Here is a 17126-nt window from a genome sequence, read left to right on the forward strand (position 1 = left end):
GACGTCACAAGGAGACGCACATGACTAAACCAGCCGACAAAGCCATGGAAAACCTGCTTCAGAAAATAGCGTTGGACCACCTGTTCATCGAGTCCTTGGAGACCCGCAACAGCGACCAACTGGACTTCCACGATGTCAGCGTATGGGCCGTCAAAAGTGCCCTGATGGCCGCTTACGAGGCGGGTCGACAGGCCGCCAAGGCGGACTGAAAAAGAAGCCGAGAACGCTTGGCTTCAATCGCGAACAGCGCGTTCATCACGTCACCCCATCAACCACTGCCAAGGAGCAGCACATGACCAGCACCCAACTCACCCCGGCCCAGCACGCGATCCTGGCCTACGCACTCGAACACTCCAGCGGCAAGATCGACTGGTTCCCCGACAACATCAAAGGCGGCGCACGCAAGAAGGTGCTCGACGGGCTTTTCAATCGCGCTTTGATCACCACCAACGGCACCGACTGGTTCGTCGCCGCCGAGGGCTACGACGCAATGGGTCGCGCCCGTCCCGCGCATGCGCCCATGGATGCAGACCCCGAAATCGAGGCCGCCGTGTCGTCGGCCGAGGCTGAGTGGGCCAAGGACGCCATCGAGCAGACCAAGCCGCGCACGCGCGAGAACAGCAAGCAGGCCGAAGTGCTCCGGATGCTGCAGCGTCCCGAAGGCGCCACGATTGCTCAGATCTGCGGCGTGACCGGCTGGCAAGCGCACACCGTGCGCGGCACCTTCGCCGGCGCCTTCAAGAGAAAACTCGGTCTGACCATCGTTTCGGACAAGGCGCCGGGCGGTGAGCGGATCTACCGGATTGCCTGATCAAAAAGATCGAGAAAGAGGCCAAGACTCGCTTGGCTTCTCAATCGAACAGCGCGTTACTACGGGTGTCGCAAAGATCAGACCCCAAGGAGCCACGATGACCACCGCCAGCCAGATTCCCGCCACTCAGAACGATGCCTGGGGCTTTTGGGGCACGATGAACGAGCACGCCAGCGCCGCGTGGCCCTTGGCGATGACCGCCGTCTCGGACGCCACACACCAGCCCCTTGAATCGGTACGGACCTTCCTCGACAGCCGCCACGGTCGCCACTTTGCCGACGACGTCCAGAACGGCCTGTACCAAGGCCAGGCCTTGCAGGATGCGATCAACGCCGCCACCCAGCGCTGGATGGGCTGGACGATTGGCCGCCAGACCAGCAAGGACTACGGCATCCCGCGCGGCCTGCCTTACCTCACAGGCTTTGTGATTCACTGCGAGATCGTCGAGGAATCGCTCGTCGCCTGATCATCGAACAACGCGCCATCCGACTCACGCGTGGCCTGCTTTCCGGTCCAGCCCTGCCAGCGGCGCACGATCACATCGACGTACTTAGGATCGAGTTCGATCAGCCGCGCGATGCGGCCTGACTTCTCGGCTGCAATTAGCGTGGTGCCAGAGCCGCCGAAAGGATCAAGTACCACGTTGCCAGGACGACTCGAGTTGCGGATCGCGCGCTCAACCAGTTCCACCGGCTTCATCGTCGGGTGCAGATCATTCTTCAGTGGCTTCTTGATGCTCCAGACGTCGCCCTGGTCGCGGTCGCCGCACCAGTGACGCTGCGCGCCCTCGGGCCATCCGTACAGGATCGGCTCGTACTGGCGCTGATAGTCGGCGCGGCCCAGCGTGAAGGTGTTTTTTGCCCAGATGATGAAGGTCGACCACTTGCCGCCGGCGGCGCGGAACGCTGCCTGCAGCACGTCGAGTTCGCTGGAAGACATCGCCACGTAGATGCCACCCCGGCAATGCGCGATGGTCGGCGTCAGCGCCGCCAGTAGGAAGTCGTAGAAGCCGTCGCCGAGGTTGTCGTTCAGGATCGCACGATCCTTGCCGCGCATTTTGTCCTTGGCGCTGTTGGCGTAGTTCACGTTGTACGGCGGGTCGGTAAATACCATGTCCACCGGCGCGCCATCGAGAAGGCGGTCGTAGCTGTCGGCGACCGTAGAGTCGCCGCAAAACAGGCGGTGACCACCGAGCAGCCAGACATCCCCAGGACGCGAGACTGGCGTCTCTGGCATCTCGGGCATGGCGTCATCGTCGGTCTGGCCTTGGCCATCCGATTCGTCGCCGGCCATCAGCTCCGCCAACGCATCGGCATCGAAGCCGGTCAGCGACAGATCGAAGTCATCATCCTGCAGAGCGGCGATCTCGATGCGCAGCATCGCATCATCCCAGCCGGCGTTCTCGGCGATGCGGTTATCCGCGATCACCAGGGCCCGGCGCTGCGTGGGGCTCAGATGATCGAGCACGACCACCGGCACTGCGTCCAACCCGAGTTTCTGTGCGGCGGCGAGCCGTCCGTGCCCGGCGACGATGACGCCATCGCTGCCGGCCAGAATCGGATTGGTGAATCCGAACTCGGCAATCGACGCGGCGATCTGTGCCACCTGATCGTCCGAGTGGGTGCGCGCATTGCGGGCGTATGGCACCAGCTTGGCCGTCGGCCACTGCTCGATCTTGTCGGCCAGCCAGTTCATGCCGCCACCTCCATTTCGCGTTCAGTGGCGATCTCGTCGAAAGATTGGCCGGTGGCGATGAGCGTGACCGGCACGCCGGGGTGGTTTTGCTGAAAACGCTTGATGGCCACGTCCACGTACTCCGGCGCAATTTCCACACTGCGGCAGATACGACCAGTGCGTTGCGCGGCCAGCATCGTCGTGCCACTGCCACCGAAGGGCTCGAACACGACGTCACCCGAATCGGTGTACGCCTCGATGGCAAACTCAGGCAATGCGACCGGGAACACGGCCGGGTGATCAATGTCCTGCCCGATCTTGCCCTTGTGGCGCATCACGCGAATCACCGAGTCGGGGATTCGGGTGTCCTGCGTCGGCTGACCCTTGTGCGTCCAGCCGCCGACCTCGCCATCCTTACCGCGCATCGCCGTGGACGACCCGTCAGCGCGCAGGTGCGATTCCTGGCCTGCGTGCTTGCAAGGAACAATCTTGTTGGGTTTGCGGGTGCTGCGATTGAAGTGGAAAACAAACTCGAAGCTGGGAGCCAATCGGCCCTGCCAGTCGCCGGGCATGCCTGGCCCCTGATCCCAGACGTACCACGCGAAGCGCCGCCACCCTAGCTGACGCATCCAGGACAGCCAGCCGTCCCAATAGGGGATGACTTCGTTGTCGCGGTGGATCAGCCCAAGATTGACCAGCACCTGTCCGTCGCCCGCCATCGGCAGATGTGCGAACACACCGCGCATCAGGACATCCCAATCGGCAATGCCGCCGGAGGTGTAGTCGCGCTGGTTGCCATACGGCGGCGAGGTGAAGCAAAGCTGCGCGGTGTCACCCTGCATCAGCGTGGCGACCACGGCTGGGTCGGTGGCGTCGCCACAGATCAACCGGTGCGAGCCGATGGCCCAGACATCGCCCTCGCGCGACACCGCCACCACTGGCGTATCAGGTATGTCATCAGTCGTATCGGGTTCATCGGCGTCTACACCATCCTGCGCCGCCGGTTCACCTTCAGTCGACGGGGCATCTGCCAGCAGCGCATCGATCTCGATGTTCTCGAAGCCGGTCAGCGCCAGTTCGAAACCCGCTTCGGAAAGCTCCGCCAGTTCGAGCGCCAACATCTCCTCATCCCAGCCAGCGTCAAGCGCCAGCCGGTTGTCGGCGATGACCAAGGCGCGCTTTTGCGCGGTGGTGAGATGGGCCAGTTCGATCACCGGCACCTGATCCAGCCCCAGCTTGCGTGCAGCAGCCAAACGACCGTGGCCCGCGATGATGCCGTTGTCGCCATCAACCAGGACCGGGTTCGTCCAGCCATATTCGACGATGCTGGCGGCGATCTTGGTGATCTGCGCATCGGAATGTGTGCGCGGATTGCGGGCGTAGGGAATCAGCGCCTCGACCTTGCGGTACTCGACGTTGAGCGTATTCAAAGATGGTGTCCTGAAAATAGAAAACCCGCCGACGACAACCGTGGGCGGGTTTTTGGGGTTGGTGCGAACTGACGGGGTGCGAACTGCGAACCGTGCGAACCTTGGTTCGCACCCTGACGCTAAAAAAGCGCCGCGCTCGCGCCCCCCGCATTGCTTTCTGGCCGGGAAGGACCCGTCGCAACGGGTCGTGGCCATCGCGAGCCAGAAACGACGAAGGCCACAGATCGCTCCGTGGCCTTCACGCACCCAATGCTAGCAAGATTAGCCGTAATACTAGCGAAAAAACCTCAGGATGTTGCACGCGAAAAAGTGACTGAAACCCGCATCGACACGCAGGATTCCCAACGACTTCGCGACTGTTCGCAACTACACCCAACGTCAGCGGCAATTGCCGGCTGCCCCAGTTTTCTTTTCCATCCGCAGGTGCACGGCGACCAGTTCCAGTGCCGTCTGCCAGCGACGCCAGGCGGTTGTTCGGTCACAGGCAAAGCGGCAACAGATATCCTTCCACGGATACCGTTGTGCTCGCATCCAGACGAGGTGTCGCTGTTCTTCTTCCAGCCACTGAACCCACCGCATGGTCTCCAGCATCCGGTCGATGGCAGCAGGGTCGGGAGGAAAGCGGTAGACCCGTGGCTCAGCTCCCAGGTTTTCCCAGGGCATGCGTTTGATCGCCGGCCAGCAGTTGAAGTAGCCCTGCACCCGAACCGGAGGAAGGCGGTGGGCGGTTCGTGCGGCCTCGATGAATCGGTCCGCCACAGTCTCGATCGTCCACTCAGCCATGGCGACGCTCCTTCGGCCCGTACAGCCGATCGCCGATACGGCGAAGCAGTTCACGTTCGACCCAGTCGAGCCGCATGTCGTCGGGCGATATCACCAGGATCTGTTGGTCGCGCCAGCCCTCGCGCTTGATCTGCTCCGGATCGGGTCGCGGATCGGGTTGCAGTCGAGCCAGGGCACAGCGGTATGCGGGAGTCGGAACCTTCATGTCACACCTCCTGCGTCTCGATCGCCCAGTGCAGGAGGGCAATGGCGTCGGCTTCGTTGTCGTCGGCAGGCGCGTGGCCACGCAGACGAACGGCGCCGATCATCTGGTCCTTGCTCGCATTGCCTTTGCCGGTGGCGTGCTTCTTGATCGTGCCCACCGGAACGCCCTGGTACGGGATCTGGTGGTGCTCGCACCATGCGGTGAGGTGGGCCATGAACCCGCCGTAGGCGTGTGCTGCATCGACGCCGGCGTGGCGGCGGACTTCCTCGAAGTACACCACTTCGATGCCATCGCAGGACTGCTTGATCTCGGTGAGCCAGCGCTTGAAGCGCAGGTAGCGCATGCCGCCACCCTCAAATCGCTGCGGCTTGAAGGATTCCGTTCCGCTGGTCACGGCGCCGTCGCGATCGCGTACTGCCCAGCCGGTCTGTGTGCCAAGGTCCAGTGCCAGGATCGAGGGCACGGATGGCCGCCGATGATCTGAGCCCGGCTGGCCGGCAAGTCCCTGACGTAGGGCAGAGGGACCCTCTGGTCCCTCTCCTACGTAGTAGGAGGGGGAGTTTTCGCCAACTGGAGAAAGGGAGAAAGTCCAGCAATGGCGCGGGTTTGCGCCAGTTGGCAAGTTGGCAGCGATGCCAACTGCCAACTGCGGGTCATTCCCTGCAATGCCTTGATCTGACTGGACTTCCAGTTGGCAGGGGTTTGCCAACTGCGGGTAGTTGGCAAGGAAATGAGTGCAGTTGGCAACGGCGCTGCCAACTGCCGATTGGGCAATATTCATGGGGCCTCCGGATCGTTCAGTTCGTCGTGATAGACCCACACATCTGGGTTCTCGACGGGCATCGAGGCGCCGGAATGCGGGCACTTGTAGTGGGTGGGGAGCACCGTGTGCTCGCGCATCGGCAGCTCGCCGGTGGCCGTGTCGACATCGCCCGCTGGCATGCGCAGCACCATGCCTTCGACGCAGAGATAGCCGAACTTGGTGCGGCCGCTGGAGGGCAGACCGTAGTCAGCCGCGTTGCGGAAATACTTGATGTAGCCCTGCGTCGAGAGCGCGGAGACGCGTTCGCGGATGGTGCGTTCGCCGCCCAGACCGGCCTTGCCCTCGAAAGATTCGGCGAACTGGTTGGCTGTGTAGCAGCGCCCGCTGCCGGCCTCCTCGAACAGGATCTGAAGGATCGCGTCGCGTTTGCGGCGGCGCTCGGCATCCAAGCGCTGGCCGTAGTCCTTCATCACCAACCGCTCGTTGGCGTCGACTTCCCGCCACTCACCGTTGATCTTGTCGACGTGCCGTTGCGGGATACCCGCGCCATTGCGCAGCTCGAAGATGAGCTGGCGAGTGGTGCGCGTTTCATCGGGTCGGAACAGCAGCATTCCGGTCGAGTAGTAACCGCGCAGGCTTCCTGCGCCGGCTAGTGCCTGGAACGGGTCCTCCTCAAACTGCTTCTTGCCTAGCTTCTTGGTGTGGTGAGCGAGGATCACCCCGGCGTCGGGATTGACCGCCTGGCGAATCCGCTCCACCCGCTGCGAGAGGAAGAACAGCATGGCGCCGTTGTCGTTCTCTCCACCGGCATCGCCGCCGTCGAACACGTTGCGGATCGGATCGATGGCGATGATGTCAGGAGGCTCGCCGCCAAAAGCCTTCGCGATCGCTGGGATCACCTGCGCCAGACCGGCGTCATCGAGCACCAGCCGCAACTGCGGCGTGGCCACGAAATTGGCGCGGGCGTCCAGAAGCCGATGGGACGGCAGGCGGACATCCTTCACGCGCTCGCGCAGGTAGTGGTACTGGACCTCGGCCTGCAGGTAGAACACACGTAGCGGACGGGGTGGATGCATGCCCAGAAAAGCAGCGCCAGCCGCCATGTGCGCCAGCCACGACAACAGAAAGTCACTCTTGCCGACCTTGGGCGCACCGCCGAACACCAACATGCCAGCCGGCGTCAGCACGCGCGGAGAGATCAGATCGGGTGGCAGCGGTGAGTTATCGTCGAGCAGTTCGCCGAGCGTGAAGGTGGGCAGGGAGGGAGCCGCCGCCTTGACCACGCGGCGTTCGCCCTGGGCGATGAATGCGGCGCAGTCGAACCCTTCGTCGACAGCGTCTGCGGCGTCCCACTTGGGTGGCTTGTCGGTGGGCGGCACCAGGATGGCCACGGATGTGCTGCCCGCAGCCACGCAAGCACGCGCTGCGCTCTCGGCGTAGTCCCAGCCGGGTGCATCCCGGTCCGGCCAGATGACCACGGATTTCCCCGCCAACGGATGCCAGTCGGTTTTGTCGACAGGAGCCTTGGCGCCGTTCATCGCGGTGGTGGCCGCAATACCGCAAGCGATCAATGCAGCCGCACACTTCTCGCCTTCGACCAGGACGACCTCTCGCGCTTTCCCGATGGCCGGCTGGTTGTAGAGTGGCCTCGGGTCGGGGGCGCGCCACATGCGGGCTCGCACATCCCATGGGCGGTACTCTTTGCCTGTCGGCGGGTCATACCGGTAGACGCAGGCGATCAGCTCGCCATCGGGAGTCAGGTAATCCCATTTGCCGGTGTAGGCGCCGAGGTCATCCATCTGCACGCTGCGAACATCACGGCGCATCGGCGTGCCAACCGGGGTAGCAATGCCGAGCCACTGCCGGATCTCTGCGGCGATACGTGGGAAGTCGCTGCGGGCGGATCGACCTTGCGAGCGCGCCCACAGATCGATGATGTCGCCGCCCTCATCGGTGGAGAAGTCTTTCCACAGGCCGCGCCGTGGTCCGTCCAGCTCAACCACCAGACTCTTGCCCGGGTTGCCATCGACATCACCGACGTAGAACTTGCCACCCCGGATGCGCCCCTGCGGAAACAGGTAGTGGAGGATCGCCTCAAGTCGATCCAGCAAGCCAGCGCGCAAGGCATCGGTGTCAGAGGTCAGTTCGTCGCGCTGCTCAGGCGCGTCATTGAAGTCGAGCCAGATGATGTTGTCGGCCATCATGTCGAACTCCAACAGCGGTCCTGCCAGGGGCAGAACTTGCACTCGACATGCGTTGGGGTGGTTGCATGGCGCGGCAGCAGTTCCTGGCTGTCTGTCGCCGTGATGACCCGTACCGCGCGATCGGACATCCGCTGCGCCAGGCCGCCGTCGAACGGCACCAGCTCGAACCAGATCTCCTCGGAGTCCTTGTTGATCGCGGTAAACAACGCCGGGTTCGTGGAGATGCCCGGGATGCTGGCTTCCATGTAGGCCTGATAGATGGCCATCTGCGCGGCATAGACCGGTTTGGATTTGCTGACGCCGTGCTTGACCGTATCTCGCCAGGACTTGTCGTTCATGGTCTTGCACTCCCACAGGGCCGGATAGCCCATTCCTAGCTCTGCGGGGCCGCCGTTCAGGACGCCATCGACGTGCCCTTGAATACGGCCGCCTGCAACGGAAAAGCCGAACTGACCGCCGCTGGCCTTTTGGGTGTAAAGATCGAATCCGGCCATGCGCAGCCAACGAATGGCCAGATCTTCGAGAGCGTGTCCCACCTCGAAGATGCGCAACACGCGACCCGGGATGTCCCTGCCAGGATCGACAGGGGTTTGGAGATACTCGTATTGCAGCGCGCGCTCGCAGGCGACGCCCAATCGCGACGCACCGAGGTAGTTGCGACGGGATTGGTTGTCACGGTCGGCGCTTAGTGCAGCGTCGATGAGCACGCCGATCAGCTCATGGATCTTGGGACGGTGATTGAAATCCAGCATCAGAACGGCACTCCCGTCGAAGCCGGCTTGCCTTGCCGGGCGAGCCGCTCCTCAAGAAAGGCGCGATCCTTTTCTGCCATCCGCTCGTGCTCGACGAGCATGTGTTCCTGGTAGGCAGTCACCACCACGTCGATCAGCATCAGCACTTCGTTTTTGCTGTAGTCCGCCAGCGGTCTCTGCATACCGATGGAGCCGACATACTCGCCAAGCGGCGCCAGGCAGGACGCCATGGCGGCGAGCTCCATATCACTGGGATCGATCATGTGACCTCCCGTCTTCTCCATGAGTCGCGAAAATGCGTTCTGGCAGCGCATGGAGCAGAACACCCAGCGGTCCGAGTAACGTCGTGGATCGCTGCGCGGCAGGCGTGGATTGAAGTAGCCGAAGCCCTTGGCCTTTCGTGAGCAGACTGCACATTTCACGCGGCCTCCCGGTGGGCATCGTTGGCAGCCACCACAAGGCGCTGAATCGACGACTTGTTGAACTGGAAGGACAGCAGCGCCGAGGCCTGATAGCGCGTCATGCCAAAGTCGGCGCGCAGCGCCTGCGGCAGATACTGGAGTTGCTTCGCGGTCGGCGGCTCGTTCAGCCAACGACGGGTCTTGTGCGCGGAGTCAGCCGACTCGCGGTCGTTCAGCCAGTCATCAGCTTTGGCCATGCAAACCGTGCGGTCGCCGACAGCCAACAAGCGCGGCTGCAGATCCTTACCTCCGCCCACGGCGTGCCAGCGGCCGTTCAGGAAGAAGACGCCACCCCAGGCGTTGAAGCCAGTCGCCATCAGTGCGTCGTCGCAGCCGAACAGGTCGCACCAGCGGAAGTTGGAGCGCTTGAGGAGATCGATCTCGGTCATCACGAAATCGGCCAGCGCATCTCCTTCTTCGGTGTTCTCGTTCTCCCAGACGAAGCCGCACAGCGGGCATTCGCGGCAGCCGAGCGGGACGGTGGCTTCACAGGACGGGCAGTCCTTGGTGGGCGCTTCGCCGTGATGCTGGTGTCCGTCGAGATTTACGTCCTGTTCCAGAGATCCGTGCATCAAGGTCGCGGTGCCGAAGTCCAGGACCACGCAATCGGTCTTGATGACGCCCGGATGCTCCGATGGGTCGATGGTGCGCAGGCCACGCCCGATCATCTGGGTCAGAGTCGACTTGTGCGAGCTGGGTCGCAGCAGAACCACGCAGGAGGTAGGCGTGAAGTCATAGCCCTCCGTGAGCACAGCCACATTGACCACGACCTGCGCGGTACCGGATTCGTACTCGGCCAGGCGTGTCTTTCGCTCAGATTCTGAGAGCTCGCCGTGCACGATCACGGCGGATACACCGGCATCCTGAAAGGCCTGGCGCACACATTCGGCATGGGCGACGGTCGAGCAGAACACGATCGTCTTGCGGTCGCCGGCCTTCTCACGCCAATGACGGATCACGGCATCGGTGATGGGAGTCTTGTTGAGAATCGCCTCGACTTCCGTCATGTCGAAGTCAGTGGCCGTGCGCCGGACCCGCGTCAACTGCTCCTGGGCGCCGACATCGATGACAAAGGTGCGTGGCGGCACGAGGTGGCCGGAGGCGATCAGCTCGCCGAGGGTGATTTGATCCGCGACGTTGCTGAAGACCTCCCGCAGTCCCTTGCCGTCACTGCGGGCAGGCGTCGCCGTCACCCCGAAGATCTGGGCGCGCGAGTTCTTGTCCAGCACCCGGTCGATTACGCGGCGGTACGAGGCCGAGGCTGCGTGATGCGCTTCATCGATCACCAGCAGATCGAGGATCGGGATGGCAGCGAGATGGTTGTCGCGCGACAGCGTTTGCACCATCGCGAACGTGGCGCGCCCGGACCAGGATTTGTCCTTGGCATCGAACACGGAGGTGCTGACGCCCGGATTCACCCGTGCAAACTTGGATAGGTTCTGGCCGGTCAGTTCATCGCGATGAGCGAGGATGCAGGCCTTGGCATCTGGCTCGGCCAACAAGCTGCCGGCCACCGCCGACAGCATGATGGTCTTGCCCGACCCGGTGGGGCCAACAGATAGGGTGTTGCCGTGTTGGGCGAGCGCCGCCAAAGAGCGCTCGACCAGCAGGGCTTGGCGGGGGCGGAGCATCATGGCGGCGTCCCCCTTACTGTGCCCAGCTCGGGCGACCCGGCACGGAGGCACGGCCCGTGGCCTGGGCATACGCGTTCGACCCGTTTGCGGGTGCTGGCGCTTTCGCCGCTCCCTGCGCGCCACCCATGAGGGCGGCGTAGTCCTTGTGGTCTGGCGTGATCGCGGCCTTGATCACGCTCTTGTCTTGGCCGTTCTGGTCTTTGTCCCAGTCGACCTTGCCGAGAAACTCGATGCCATCGAGATCGGCAAACCCGCTGATGCGGCGCGCGTTCTGCGCGGCAGGACTGTTGTCGCCAGGATGAACGCCGCGCGCTGAGTTGAGGATCGCCTTGACGAAGGTGCGGCCCATGTTGGCCCACTCAGGGCCTTTCGGGCTGTGCAGGCCGATCAGCGACCACATCTTGCGACGGGCGAACTCACCCTCCATCACGACGAACTCGCAGTTCAGGTACACCGAGCCGGTGTTGTCGTTGCGGGTGGCGTAGCCGCCGGTCCATCCCTGCGACGGATCATCGAAGCCACCCGGCTTGATGGTCATGCGGACACGCACGAGCGTGCCTTTGGGGATAAGGTCGAAAGAGGTCTGTTCGGAAGCGGAATTGAAATCGAAGTAGGTCATGATCAGGACTCCTGAGTCGAAGTGGATTCGGGGATGGCAGCGGGCGCGGGGCGCGCGAAATCGAGCCGTTCGGTAGCGGGCCTGGCCGGGCCGGCGATCTTTTCCATGAGGCGGCCGAGGTGCGGCTCCTCAATCGGATCGAGCCGCCCGGAGCGGTCCTTGGCGGGGTAGCCCCATGCGTTCAGCGTGTGGCAGACGAAGGCGCGGTAACTGGCGCCGTCATCGGCCTTCAGCTCGGCCAAGGTGACGACCTCATCGACGATGCCGGGCAGTTCCAGGCCGGTTTTGGAGCCGTCGATCTGCAGGGAGAACACGCGGCGATTGAAGTCGTCCAGCCGCTCATCGAGGATGCCGACGAACCACACGTTCTTGCCGCGCGTGTGCTGCAGGTGGGTCAGCCAGGCGATCATTTCCTGGCCCATCAGCCCGTATGCACCCCGGCTGTCGGGTTTGCCCGTCTTCTCGGAGTAGGCCTGTGGCTGGCCCTTGCACCATTGCAGGCACAGGCGACCGGCCACGGTGATGGAGTCGACGAACACGGTGTCGTACTTGTCCAGGACCGTCGGATCACCGAAGCGCGCGCATACGGCATCGAAGTGGGCTTGGCTGAACGGCTGGTCGTCGCGCAGCGCCGGGTTCGGCCCGCCGATGTACACCGCGAAGTCACGACACTCCTGCCAGGTGCGCGGACGGATCGTGTCGCCGGCCCAGCCCTCGACCGCGAGATCACCAGCCTCAAGATCAAAGAACAGCGTGGCCGTGGGTTTCAGCGTCCAGAGTTGCGAGGTCTTGCCGATGCCGCTCTTGCCGACGAGCACACCCTTCACGCCACGGCGCTCGGCCAGACGCTGGTCTGCAGTAATGATGGGGAGGCTCATTTGCATGCCTCCTCAGTGCTGATGCTGGCGAACGCGTCAGCAACGGTGGTCATACCGAGCGCGCCACGCTTGCGGGCCATTTCGTACAGATCGCGCAGACCACTCAGGCGCCTATGGATAACGCGGGTTTCGGACTCCAGGCCCTGGATCGCGAATGCCACGTCATCGATGGTGGCGTCCTCAAGGCGACGCACAACTTCGTCGGGGCGGTTGCCGTCCAGCGCTGGGATGCGAATGGTTTCGGGCAGATCCCGGAGGTACATCTCCGGTTGTTTGCGCAGCAGTTCGAGCAGCGTAGGTTTGGTTTTGCCGGTCGCTTCGCGACCTCTCGCCTGCGGTTCGCGCAACTTCACTTCGTTTGTTGTCATGGCGATTACTCCTGAAGCAGAGCGAGACGAAAGCCCGGCTTGCCGGTCTTGAGGGTGCGTGCCGGGGCGAAGGCGCTCTTCAGCGACTCGGGCCACGCGTTGAACTTGGTTTCCGAGATCCGGTAGCTGATGTCCACGTACTCGGACGGGTCGTCGCCGTTGGCTGCAATGCGACGGGTGATCTCGGCGAGCCGCGTCTGATCCCAGTCGACCTTCTTGGGCAGATCTGCGGTGATGCGGACATGGCCGTCGTCGAAATGGACGACGCCGGTGTCCTTGCCTGCCGCCAGGCGGAGCTGGTGTGCGCGGTCGGCATACTTGAGATCCAGTGCGCGATCGACGTGCTCGACGATCGCCTTGGCAGCGGCGAGAAGATCAGCAGCGTCGTTCTTGAGCTGGAACAGGGACTCGCTGGCAAGCGCAGCCAGTTCGCCGGCCGGGGTGGTCAGGACTTCGTCGGGGGAGATGCGGTTCACAGCGCACCTCCCGCATTGACGCGTTCAGAGGTGCTCTTGCGCAGGCTCTCGGACTCGTAGGCTTCGATGTCCTCGATGCGGTAAGCGACGCGACCCTGCAGCTTCAGGAATACCGGGCCGATACCTTCGGAGCGCCAGCGTTCAAGCGTTGCTTCGCTGACTCCCCAACGTTCGGCCAATTGGCCTTGATTCAGATGTTTGACACTCACGATGCACTCCTTCTGGTTGTTGCGAATTCGTGAGGTCAGTTTCGAAGTCGGCCTGTGCGGGCGTCTGCCGCCGCCATGTACGGGCTGATGTACGGGCGCAGCTTCTGCGGGGAAAAGCGGGGCCCAGAAAGCAAAAAACCGCCCGAAGGCGGTTGTGCGTGCTCATGGATATTGGTGTTGGCTCATTCCAGCTTGATGCCGTATCCAGCATCGTCATGCTCGATGTAGTCGAGCCATTGGCTGTTCCCGCTGAAGATGCTCGGGACCCGTTTGCCGCGTGCGGCCTCGCGCGATCCGTGTGCCGCGACCAGGATGTCGCCAGCAGAAACTCGTTGGCGTCCATTCTCGAACTGCTCGACCAGATACTTCACCACTGCTGCCTGTTTAGGTCCGGTGACCGTCCAAGGAGCGATCGATCGAGTGGTGATGTGTAGCGTGCTGTTGAAATGATCGAATCTCACAACGGGCGAGCGCTCAATCGTTCCGCCTGGGGATGCAAGCAACAGTCGGTGGATCAAATCGGTATCAACCACCGGGCTGGCGCTGTTCGGGCTCAACACGCTGTTGAGCGGGATGAGCCGATAGTTCCTGGGTGGTCGCACTATCGCGGGCTGCGCAGACCCGGTGGTGAGAATGACGCCGGTGTTGGGCAGAGATAGTTGGTCGAAGTACCGGTATACGTCATCGATCGAATTCGCCAAGCCCCGGACCAGCCACGTATCGACATGGACTTGACCGATGCGCATCGTCCCGAGATGCCAGAGGACATCTTCGATGGCTGCGGTGGTGATACCGCGTCGTAGCGCCTGCGGGATTTCCATGAGATCTGCCAAGTAGTTCAGCAGCTTCGTGGCAATGACTGCGCGGACGGCGGCCATCTCGGCGGAGATATATTTCACGCGAAAGGTTTCCGGGCAGCGGTAGCGGTACCGCGCAGGATCAGCGTCCTCCTCGATATCGACCAGGATTCGCTCGTCGCGGCAAGGTGCCGGGTAGCAACCCGCGTAGCCGACGCACTCAGTCCAGGCGGCCAAATCATGGTCAGAAAGACTCAGTTTGCGCGATAGGTCCCAGCCGGGAACACCGTGCAGGCGCTGCCCATCACCGTCGGCAATCGGCTGCCCTGACTGCTCGAACAGATCGATCAGTTCAAGCAGCGACTGCGTCGGCAGGGGCTTCGACGACATGACCGATCTCCTTCACCAGATGCCATTTGGCCAGCAGTCGGTCGCACAGCGCCCGGTCCTTTTCCCGCTTCGTCTTGATGTTGCACTTGTTGTCGTCACGCAGGATCACGGTGATCGTCCGCGCGCGGTCCTTGCCGACCTTTTTCAGCTTGATGGACAGCTTGGCGTAGTTCAGGTGGTGATCGCGGAAGTCGAAGGTGGGGCTGATCAACGACCGAGCAGCGGCGTAGATGTCGTCGACGTCCTTGGTCCAGATCTTCACCAGCAGCGACCGACCATTGGCAGCGGAGTAGCCAAGCTCGACGACCTTGACGTGAGCCACGGGCTCGCCAGCCGAGTCGAAGTTTCGCGGCGCCGCCAGGCTCTGGTAGTCGTACTGCTTGAGCGGGATCTTCTCGCCGGTGATGGGCGATTGCAGCAGGGAGTCGGCCACGATTCGGGCCAGCGCTTCGCGCCCACCCGTATCCTTTGACAGCACCTCCAGGTGTCCATTGGCCGGCTCATAGGTGATGTGCGATGAAACCGCACGGATCACCTCTTGTGGCACCAGTTCGCTGGCCTGCACGCAGTCGATGATTTCCGGTGGGCGGTTGTGGTGGATGCTGATCTGGTAGAGGTCCACGTCTTCGCCGGTCGGCGTATCGGGCCGCAGGCGCTTGAAGATCTGGATCGCGACGGCGTCATCGGAGCACCCGAGTTGTTGGGCCACGGTCTGGTGGAACGCCGTCTTGGCAGCTGCATCGTCGAGTACAGCAAGGTTGGCGGGCGCCATGAAGCCCGAGTAGCAAGAGGCGCTTTGCCGAAACACGTCGGCCTGCCGGGCGTTCAGCGCTTCCTCGAAGAGCGCGGGCTCGTTGATATGAAGCCACAGCGCCCGCTGGTACTGGTTCGGGATCGCAGCGAAGGCTTCCCGGGCGGCGTCATCGAAAATATCGTCCTTGAAGCCGTCGATGACGTCCTGGCCGGCGCCGTCCGACAAGAGCACGATTCGTTCGGCCACTTCCTCGATCCGCTGCCGCTCACTCACCCCAAGGGCGGACAGCACGGCCTCCATCTGTTCACGCTGCTCCTTTTTCGGCTTCTTGGTGTCCAGGTCCGGCATGGCCAGGCTGAACTCGTCCACCATGAATTCACGGAACACTGCCGGCGGCAGGTGTCCCAGGAGCTTGGTCAAGTTCTCTGCATCATTCATCTACATACCCCTCAAAGGTTTGGATTGGCTTGGTATCAGCCCCGACGGCCCCTTCTTCTTGTTGGGGTGTGCAGACCGATGGCGTTCGGTGTACCGAACGATTGTGATTGTCTCGGAGGGGTTAGGGGTTTGTCAAGCAGGTACGAATTCGTTCGGCGTAGTGGTATTATTTTCGGCCTGACGCGAACACATGAGGAGATAACGGTGCCATCGCCCCTGGGGGACAAGATCCGCGCATTGCGGAAGCAGAAGAAGCTCAGCCTGGAGCAGTTGGCCGAGCTGACGGACTCCAGCAAGAGCTACATCTGGGAGCTGGAGAACAAGGACGATCCGAAACCATCGGCCGACAAGATCGGCAAGATCGCCGCCGTCCTCGATGTCACCACGGAGTTCCTGTTGACCGAGTCGGCCGCCACGCCGGACGAGCAAGTGCTCGATGAGGCCTTCTTCCGCAAGTACAAAACCATGTCGGAGCCGGACAAGAAGAAGATCCGCAAGATCCTCGATGCCTGGGAAGATGAATGACGGATGCGAAGAAGCCCATGGCCGAGGCCAATCGCATCTCGTCCATGCTCAACACGGTTCTCGGTGCGGATCGCTTTCCGGTCAAGGTTGATGAGCTGGCGCTGGAGTATTCCCGCCAGTGCTTCTCAGACTCGCCGATCGACAAGGTCCAGGGCGAAGATCTCGACGGTTTCGATGGTCTGCTGAAAGCCAATAAGTCGCGGTCGAAGTGGCTGGTCCTCTACAACAGTGCCACCCCGTCGGAGGGTCGCAAGCGCTTCACGATTGCGCATGAGTTCGGTCACTACATCCTTCACCGTCACCAGCAGGACATTTTCGAGTGCGGCGACGGCGACATCGAAACGGGAGACAACAACGAGCGCGACATCGAGGCAGAGGCGGACTTGTTTGCTTCGACCCTGCTGATGCCGCTGGACGACTTCCGGCGCCAAGTCGACGGCCAGCCGATCAGCTTCGATCTGCTGGGCCACTGCGCAGACCGCTATGGTGTATCGCTCACGGCCGCCGCCTTGCGCTGGACCGAGATTGCACCCAAACGAGCGGTGCTCGTGGCCAGTCGCGACGATCACATGCTGTGGGCCAAGTCGAACAAGGCGGCGCTGAAGTCTGGCGCCTACTTTGCGACCCGCAGGAACACCATCGAACTGCCGGGTGATGCGCTGGCGCACAGCAACAACGGCTGGGTCGGCAGCCAGCAACAGACGGCACAGGCGCAGCTCTGGTTTCCACGCGAACCGGAGAGCATGCAGGTCAATGAAATGATCAGGGTTGCCGGCCAATACGACTACACCCTGACCTTGCTACTGCTGCCTGAAGCCGAGTGGCAGGGAGCGCGCCACGACGACGAGGAGCCGGAGGAAGACACCTACGACCGGTTCATCCGCAACGGCCAGTATCCGGTTAGAAAGTAGGCGTTACCGCGCTTCAGTTTTCGCGCCAACCCGCACCAGCCCGC

21 protein-coding genes are annotated in these 17126 nt (G+C 62.6%); 5 read left to right on the top strand and 16 right to left on the bottom strand.

Going from position 1 to position 17126, the window contains the following annotated elements; all coding sequences use genetic code 11:
• The first annotated feature begins 20 nt into the window (after positions 1-20).
• From ACO2Q2_RS05840 to ACO2Q2_RS05850, 3 genes are all read left to right on the top strand, one after another.
• Positions 21-209, top strand: coding sequence for a DUF6900 domain-containing protein (locus ACO2Q2_RS05840; protein WP_423254832.1), 189 nt, complete (start codon positions 21-23; stop codon positions 207-209).
• An 83-nt stretch (positions 210-292) separates the two neighbouring features.
• Positions 293-811: a DUF3489 domain-containing protein gene (locus ACO2Q2_RS05845; protein WP_423254833.1), complete on the top strand. Its 519-nt coding sequence runs from the start codon at positions 293-295 to the stop codon at positions 809-811.
• Positions 812-908: 97 nt separating this feature from the next.
• Positions 909-1277 carry a hypothetical protein gene (locus ACO2Q2_RS05850; RefSeq protein ID WP_325436985.1) on the top strand — a complete coding sequence of 123 codons (369 nt, stop codon included), beginning with the start codon at positions 909-911 and terminating at the stop codon, positions 1275-1277.
• On the opposite strand, the gene ACO2Q2_RS05855 is transcribed toward ACO2Q2_RS05850, so the two are convergent.
• The 16 genes from ACO2Q2_RS05855 to ACO2Q2_RS05930 all read right to left on the bottom strand — a co-directional run bounded on the left by ACO2Q2_RS05855 (position 1241) and on the right by ACO2Q2_RS05930 (position 15628).
• A complete protein-coding gene (locus ACO2Q2_RS05855) occupies positions 1241-2506 on the bottom strand; it encodes a site-specific DNA-methyltransferase (protein WP_423254834.1) in 1266 nt (421 codons plus the stop codon). The genes ACO2Q2_RS05850 and ACO2Q2_RS05855 overlap by 37 nt on opposite strands.
• The gene (locus tag ACO2Q2_RS05860) at positions 2503-3915 is read right to left on the bottom strand and encodes a site-specific DNA-methyltransferase (protein WP_423254835.1); all 1413 of its coding nucleotides are present in this window, start codon (positions 3913-3915) and stop codon (positions 2503-2505) included. The genes ACO2Q2_RS05855 and ACO2Q2_RS05860 overlap by 4 nt, the downstream gene beginning before the upstream one ends.
• Before the next feature lie 378 nt (positions 3916-4293).
• Positions 4294-4698, bottom strand: coding sequence for a DUF6362 family protein (locus ACO2Q2_RS05865; RefSeq protein ID WP_324566918.1), 405 nt, complete (start codon positions 4696-4698; stop codon positions 4294-4296).
• Complete coding sequence (locus ACO2Q2_RS05870; protein WP_423254836.1) at positions 4691-4903, bottom strand: hypothetical protein; 213 nt, start codon at positions 4901-4903, stop codon at positions 4691-4693. Before ACO2Q2_RS05870 ends, ACO2Q2_RS05865 begins: the two co-directional genes overlap by 8 nt.
• Before the next feature lies 1 nt (position 4904).
• Positions 4905-5684 carry a crossover junction endodeoxyribonuclease RuvC gene (locus ACO2Q2_RS05875; protein WP_423254837.1) on the bottom strand — a complete coding sequence of 260 codons (780 nt, stop codon included), beginning with the start codon at positions 5682-5684 and terminating at the stop codon, positions 4905-4907.
• The gene (locus tag ACO2Q2_RS05880) at positions 5681-7870 is read right to left on the bottom strand and encodes an AAA family ATPase (protein WP_423254838.1); all 2190 of its coding nucleotides are present in this window, start codon (positions 7868-7870) and stop codon (positions 5681-5683) included. The genes ACO2Q2_RS05875 and ACO2Q2_RS05880 overlap by 4 nt, the downstream gene beginning before the upstream one ends.
• A complete protein-coding gene (locus tag ACO2Q2_RS05885; protein ID WP_423254839.1) occupies positions 7867-8622 on the bottom strand; it encodes a hypothetical protein in 756 nt (251 codons plus the stop codon). The genes ACO2Q2_RS05880 and ACO2Q2_RS05885 overlap by 4 nt, the downstream gene beginning before the upstream one ends.
• On the bottom strand, positions 8622-8885 hold the full coding sequence (locus tag ACO2Q2_RS05890) for a DUF6511 domain-containing protein (RefSeq protein WP_423254840.1): 264 nt from the start codon (positions 8883-8885) through the stop codon (positions 8622-8624). The genes ACO2Q2_RS05885 and ACO2Q2_RS05890 overlap by 1 nt, the downstream gene beginning before the upstream one ends.
• Positions 8886-9040: 155 nt before the next feature.
• Complete coding sequence (locus ACO2Q2_RS05895) at positions 9041-10717, bottom strand: DEAD/DEAH box helicase (protein ID WP_296844201.1); 1677 nt, start codon at positions 10715-10717, stop codon at positions 9041-9043.
• Positions 10718-10730: 13 nt separating this feature from the next.
• Entirely contained in the window at positions 10731-11336 is a 606-nt protein-coding gene (locus ACO2Q2_RS05900; protein ID WP_009521739.1) for a hypothetical protein, read from the bottom strand.
• Positions 11337-11338: 2 nt separating this feature from the next.
• A complete protein-coding gene (locus ACO2Q2_RS05905) occupies positions 11339-12214 on the bottom strand; it encodes an ATP-binding protein (RefSeq protein WP_200174415.1) in 876 nt (291 codons plus the stop codon).
• Complete coding sequence (locus tag ACO2Q2_RS05910; RefSeq protein ID WP_423254841.1) at positions 12211-12582, bottom strand: hypothetical protein; 372 nt, start codon at positions 12580-12582, stop codon at positions 12211-12213. The genes ACO2Q2_RS05905 and ACO2Q2_RS05910 overlap by 4 nt, the downstream gene beginning before the upstream one ends.
• Before the next feature lie 5 nt (positions 12583-12587).
• Positions 12588-13058, bottom strand: coding sequence for a hypothetical protein (locus tag ACO2Q2_RS05915; protein WP_009521742.1), 471 nt, complete (start codon positions 13056-13058; stop codon positions 12588-12590).
• A complete protein-coding gene (locus tag ACO2Q2_RS05920) occupies positions 13055-13267 on the bottom strand; it encodes a helix-turn-helix transcriptional regulator (RefSeq protein ID WP_009521743.1) in 213 nt (70 codons plus the stop codon). The genes ACO2Q2_RS05915 and ACO2Q2_RS05920 overlap by 4 nt, the downstream gene beginning before the upstream one ends.
• A gap of 182 nt (positions 13268-13449) precedes the next feature.
• Positions 13450-14454 carry a hypothetical protein gene (locus ACO2Q2_RS05925; protein ID WP_423254842.1) on the bottom strand — a complete coding sequence of 335 codons (1005 nt, stop codon included), beginning with the start codon at positions 14452-14454 and terminating at the stop codon, positions 13450-13452.
• Positions 14417-15628: a hypothetical protein gene (locus ACO2Q2_RS05930; protein ID WP_423254843.1), complete on the bottom strand. Its 1212-nt coding sequence runs from the start codon at positions 15626-15628 to the stop codon at positions 14417-14419. The genes ACO2Q2_RS05925 and ACO2Q2_RS05930 overlap by 38 nt, the downstream gene beginning before the upstream one ends.
• 222 nt (positions 15629-15850) lie before the next feature.
• On the opposite strand from ACO2Q2_RS05930, the gene ACO2Q2_RS05935 reads away from it, so the two are divergent.
• A complete protein-coding gene (locus ACO2Q2_RS05935) occupies positions 15851-16171 on the top strand; it encodes a helix-turn-helix domain-containing protein (protein WP_236213217.1) in 321 nt (106 codons plus the stop codon).
• Between the two features lie 17 nt (positions 16172-16188).
• Positions 16189-17082 (top strand): ImmA/IrrE family metallo-endopeptidase, encoded by an 894-nt coding sequence (locus tag ACO2Q2_RS05940; RefSeq protein ID WP_423254844.1) that lies wholly within the window; start codon positions 16189-16191, stop codon positions 17080-17082.
• The last annotated feature ends 44 nt before the right edge of the window (positions 17083-17126 follow it).

Source organism: Dyella sp. KRB-257 (assembly GCF_049445995.1).
Lineage (GTDB): Bacteria > Pseudomonadota > Gammaproteobacteria > Xanthomonadales > Rhodanobacteraceae > Dyella_A.

Excerpts from the sequence above, each read along its gene's own strand:
- ACO2Q2_RS05940 (WP_423254844.1), top strand. The coding sequence starts at position 16,189 with ATGGCCGAGGCCAATCGCATCTCGTCCATGCTCAACACGGTTCTCGGT.
- ACO2Q2_RS05925 (WP_423254842.1), bottom strand. The coding sequence starts at position 14,454 with ATGTCGTCGAAGCCCCTGCCGACGCAGTCGCTGCTTGAACTGATCGAT.
- ACO2Q2_RS05890 (WP_423254840.1), bottom strand. The coding sequence starts at position 8,885 with ATGATCGATCCCAGTGATATGGAGCTCGCCGCCATGGCGTCCTGCCTG.
- ACO2Q2_RS05845 (WP_423254833.1), top strand. The coding sequence starts at position 293 with ATGACCAGCACCCAACTCACCCCGGCCCAGCACGCGATCCTGGCCTAC.
- ACO2Q2_RS05850 (WP_325436985.1), top strand. The coding sequence starts at position 909 with ATGACCACCGCCAGCCAGATTCCCGCCACTCAGAACGATGCCTGGGGC.
- ACO2Q2_RS05880 (WP_423254838.1), bottom strand. The coding sequence starts at position 7,870 with ATGATGGCCGACAACATCATCTGGCTCGACTTCAATGACGCGCCTGAG.
- ACO2Q2_RS05910 (WP_423254841.1), bottom strand. The coding sequence starts at position 12,582 with ATGACAACAAACGAAGTGAAGTTGCGCGAACCGCAGGCGAGAGGTCGC.
- ACO2Q2_RS05870 (WP_423254836.1), bottom strand. The coding sequence starts at position 4,903 with ATGAAGGTTCCGACTCCCGCATACCGCTGTGCCCTGGCTCGACTGCAA.
- ACO2Q2_RS05905 (WP_200174415.1), bottom strand. The coding sequence starts at position 12,214 with ATGAGCCTCCCCATCATTACTGCAGACCAGCGTCTGGCCGAGCGCCGT.
- ACO2Q2_RS05885 (WP_423254839.1), bottom strand. The coding sequence starts at position 8,622 with ATGCTGGATTTCAATCACCGTCCCAAGATCCATGAGCTGATCGGCGTG.
- ACO2Q2_RS05875 (WP_423254837.1), bottom strand. The coding sequence starts at position 5,684 with ATGAATATTGCCCAATCGGCAGTTGGCAGCGCCGTTGCCAACTGCACT.
- ACO2Q2_RS05865 (WP_324566918.1), bottom strand. The coding sequence starts at position 4,698 with ATGGCTGAGTGGACGATCGAGACTGTGGCGGACCGATTCATCGAGGCC.
- ACO2Q2_RS05840 (WP_423254832.1), top strand. The coding sequence starts at position 21 with ATGACTAAACCAGCCGACAAAGCCATGGAAAACCTGCTTCAGAAAATA.
- ACO2Q2_RS05900 (WP_009521739.1), bottom strand. The coding sequence starts at position 11,336 with ATGACCTACTTCGATTTCAATTCCGCTTCCGAACAGACCTCTTTCGAC.
- ACO2Q2_RS05855 (WP_423254834.1), bottom strand. The coding sequence starts at position 2,506 with ATGAACTGGCTGGCCGACAAGATCGAGCAGTGGCCGACGGCCAAGCTG.
- ACO2Q2_RS05895 (WP_296844201.1), bottom strand. The coding sequence starts at position 10,717 with ATGATGCTCCGCCCCCGCCAAGCCCTGCTGGTCGAGCGCTCTTTGGCG.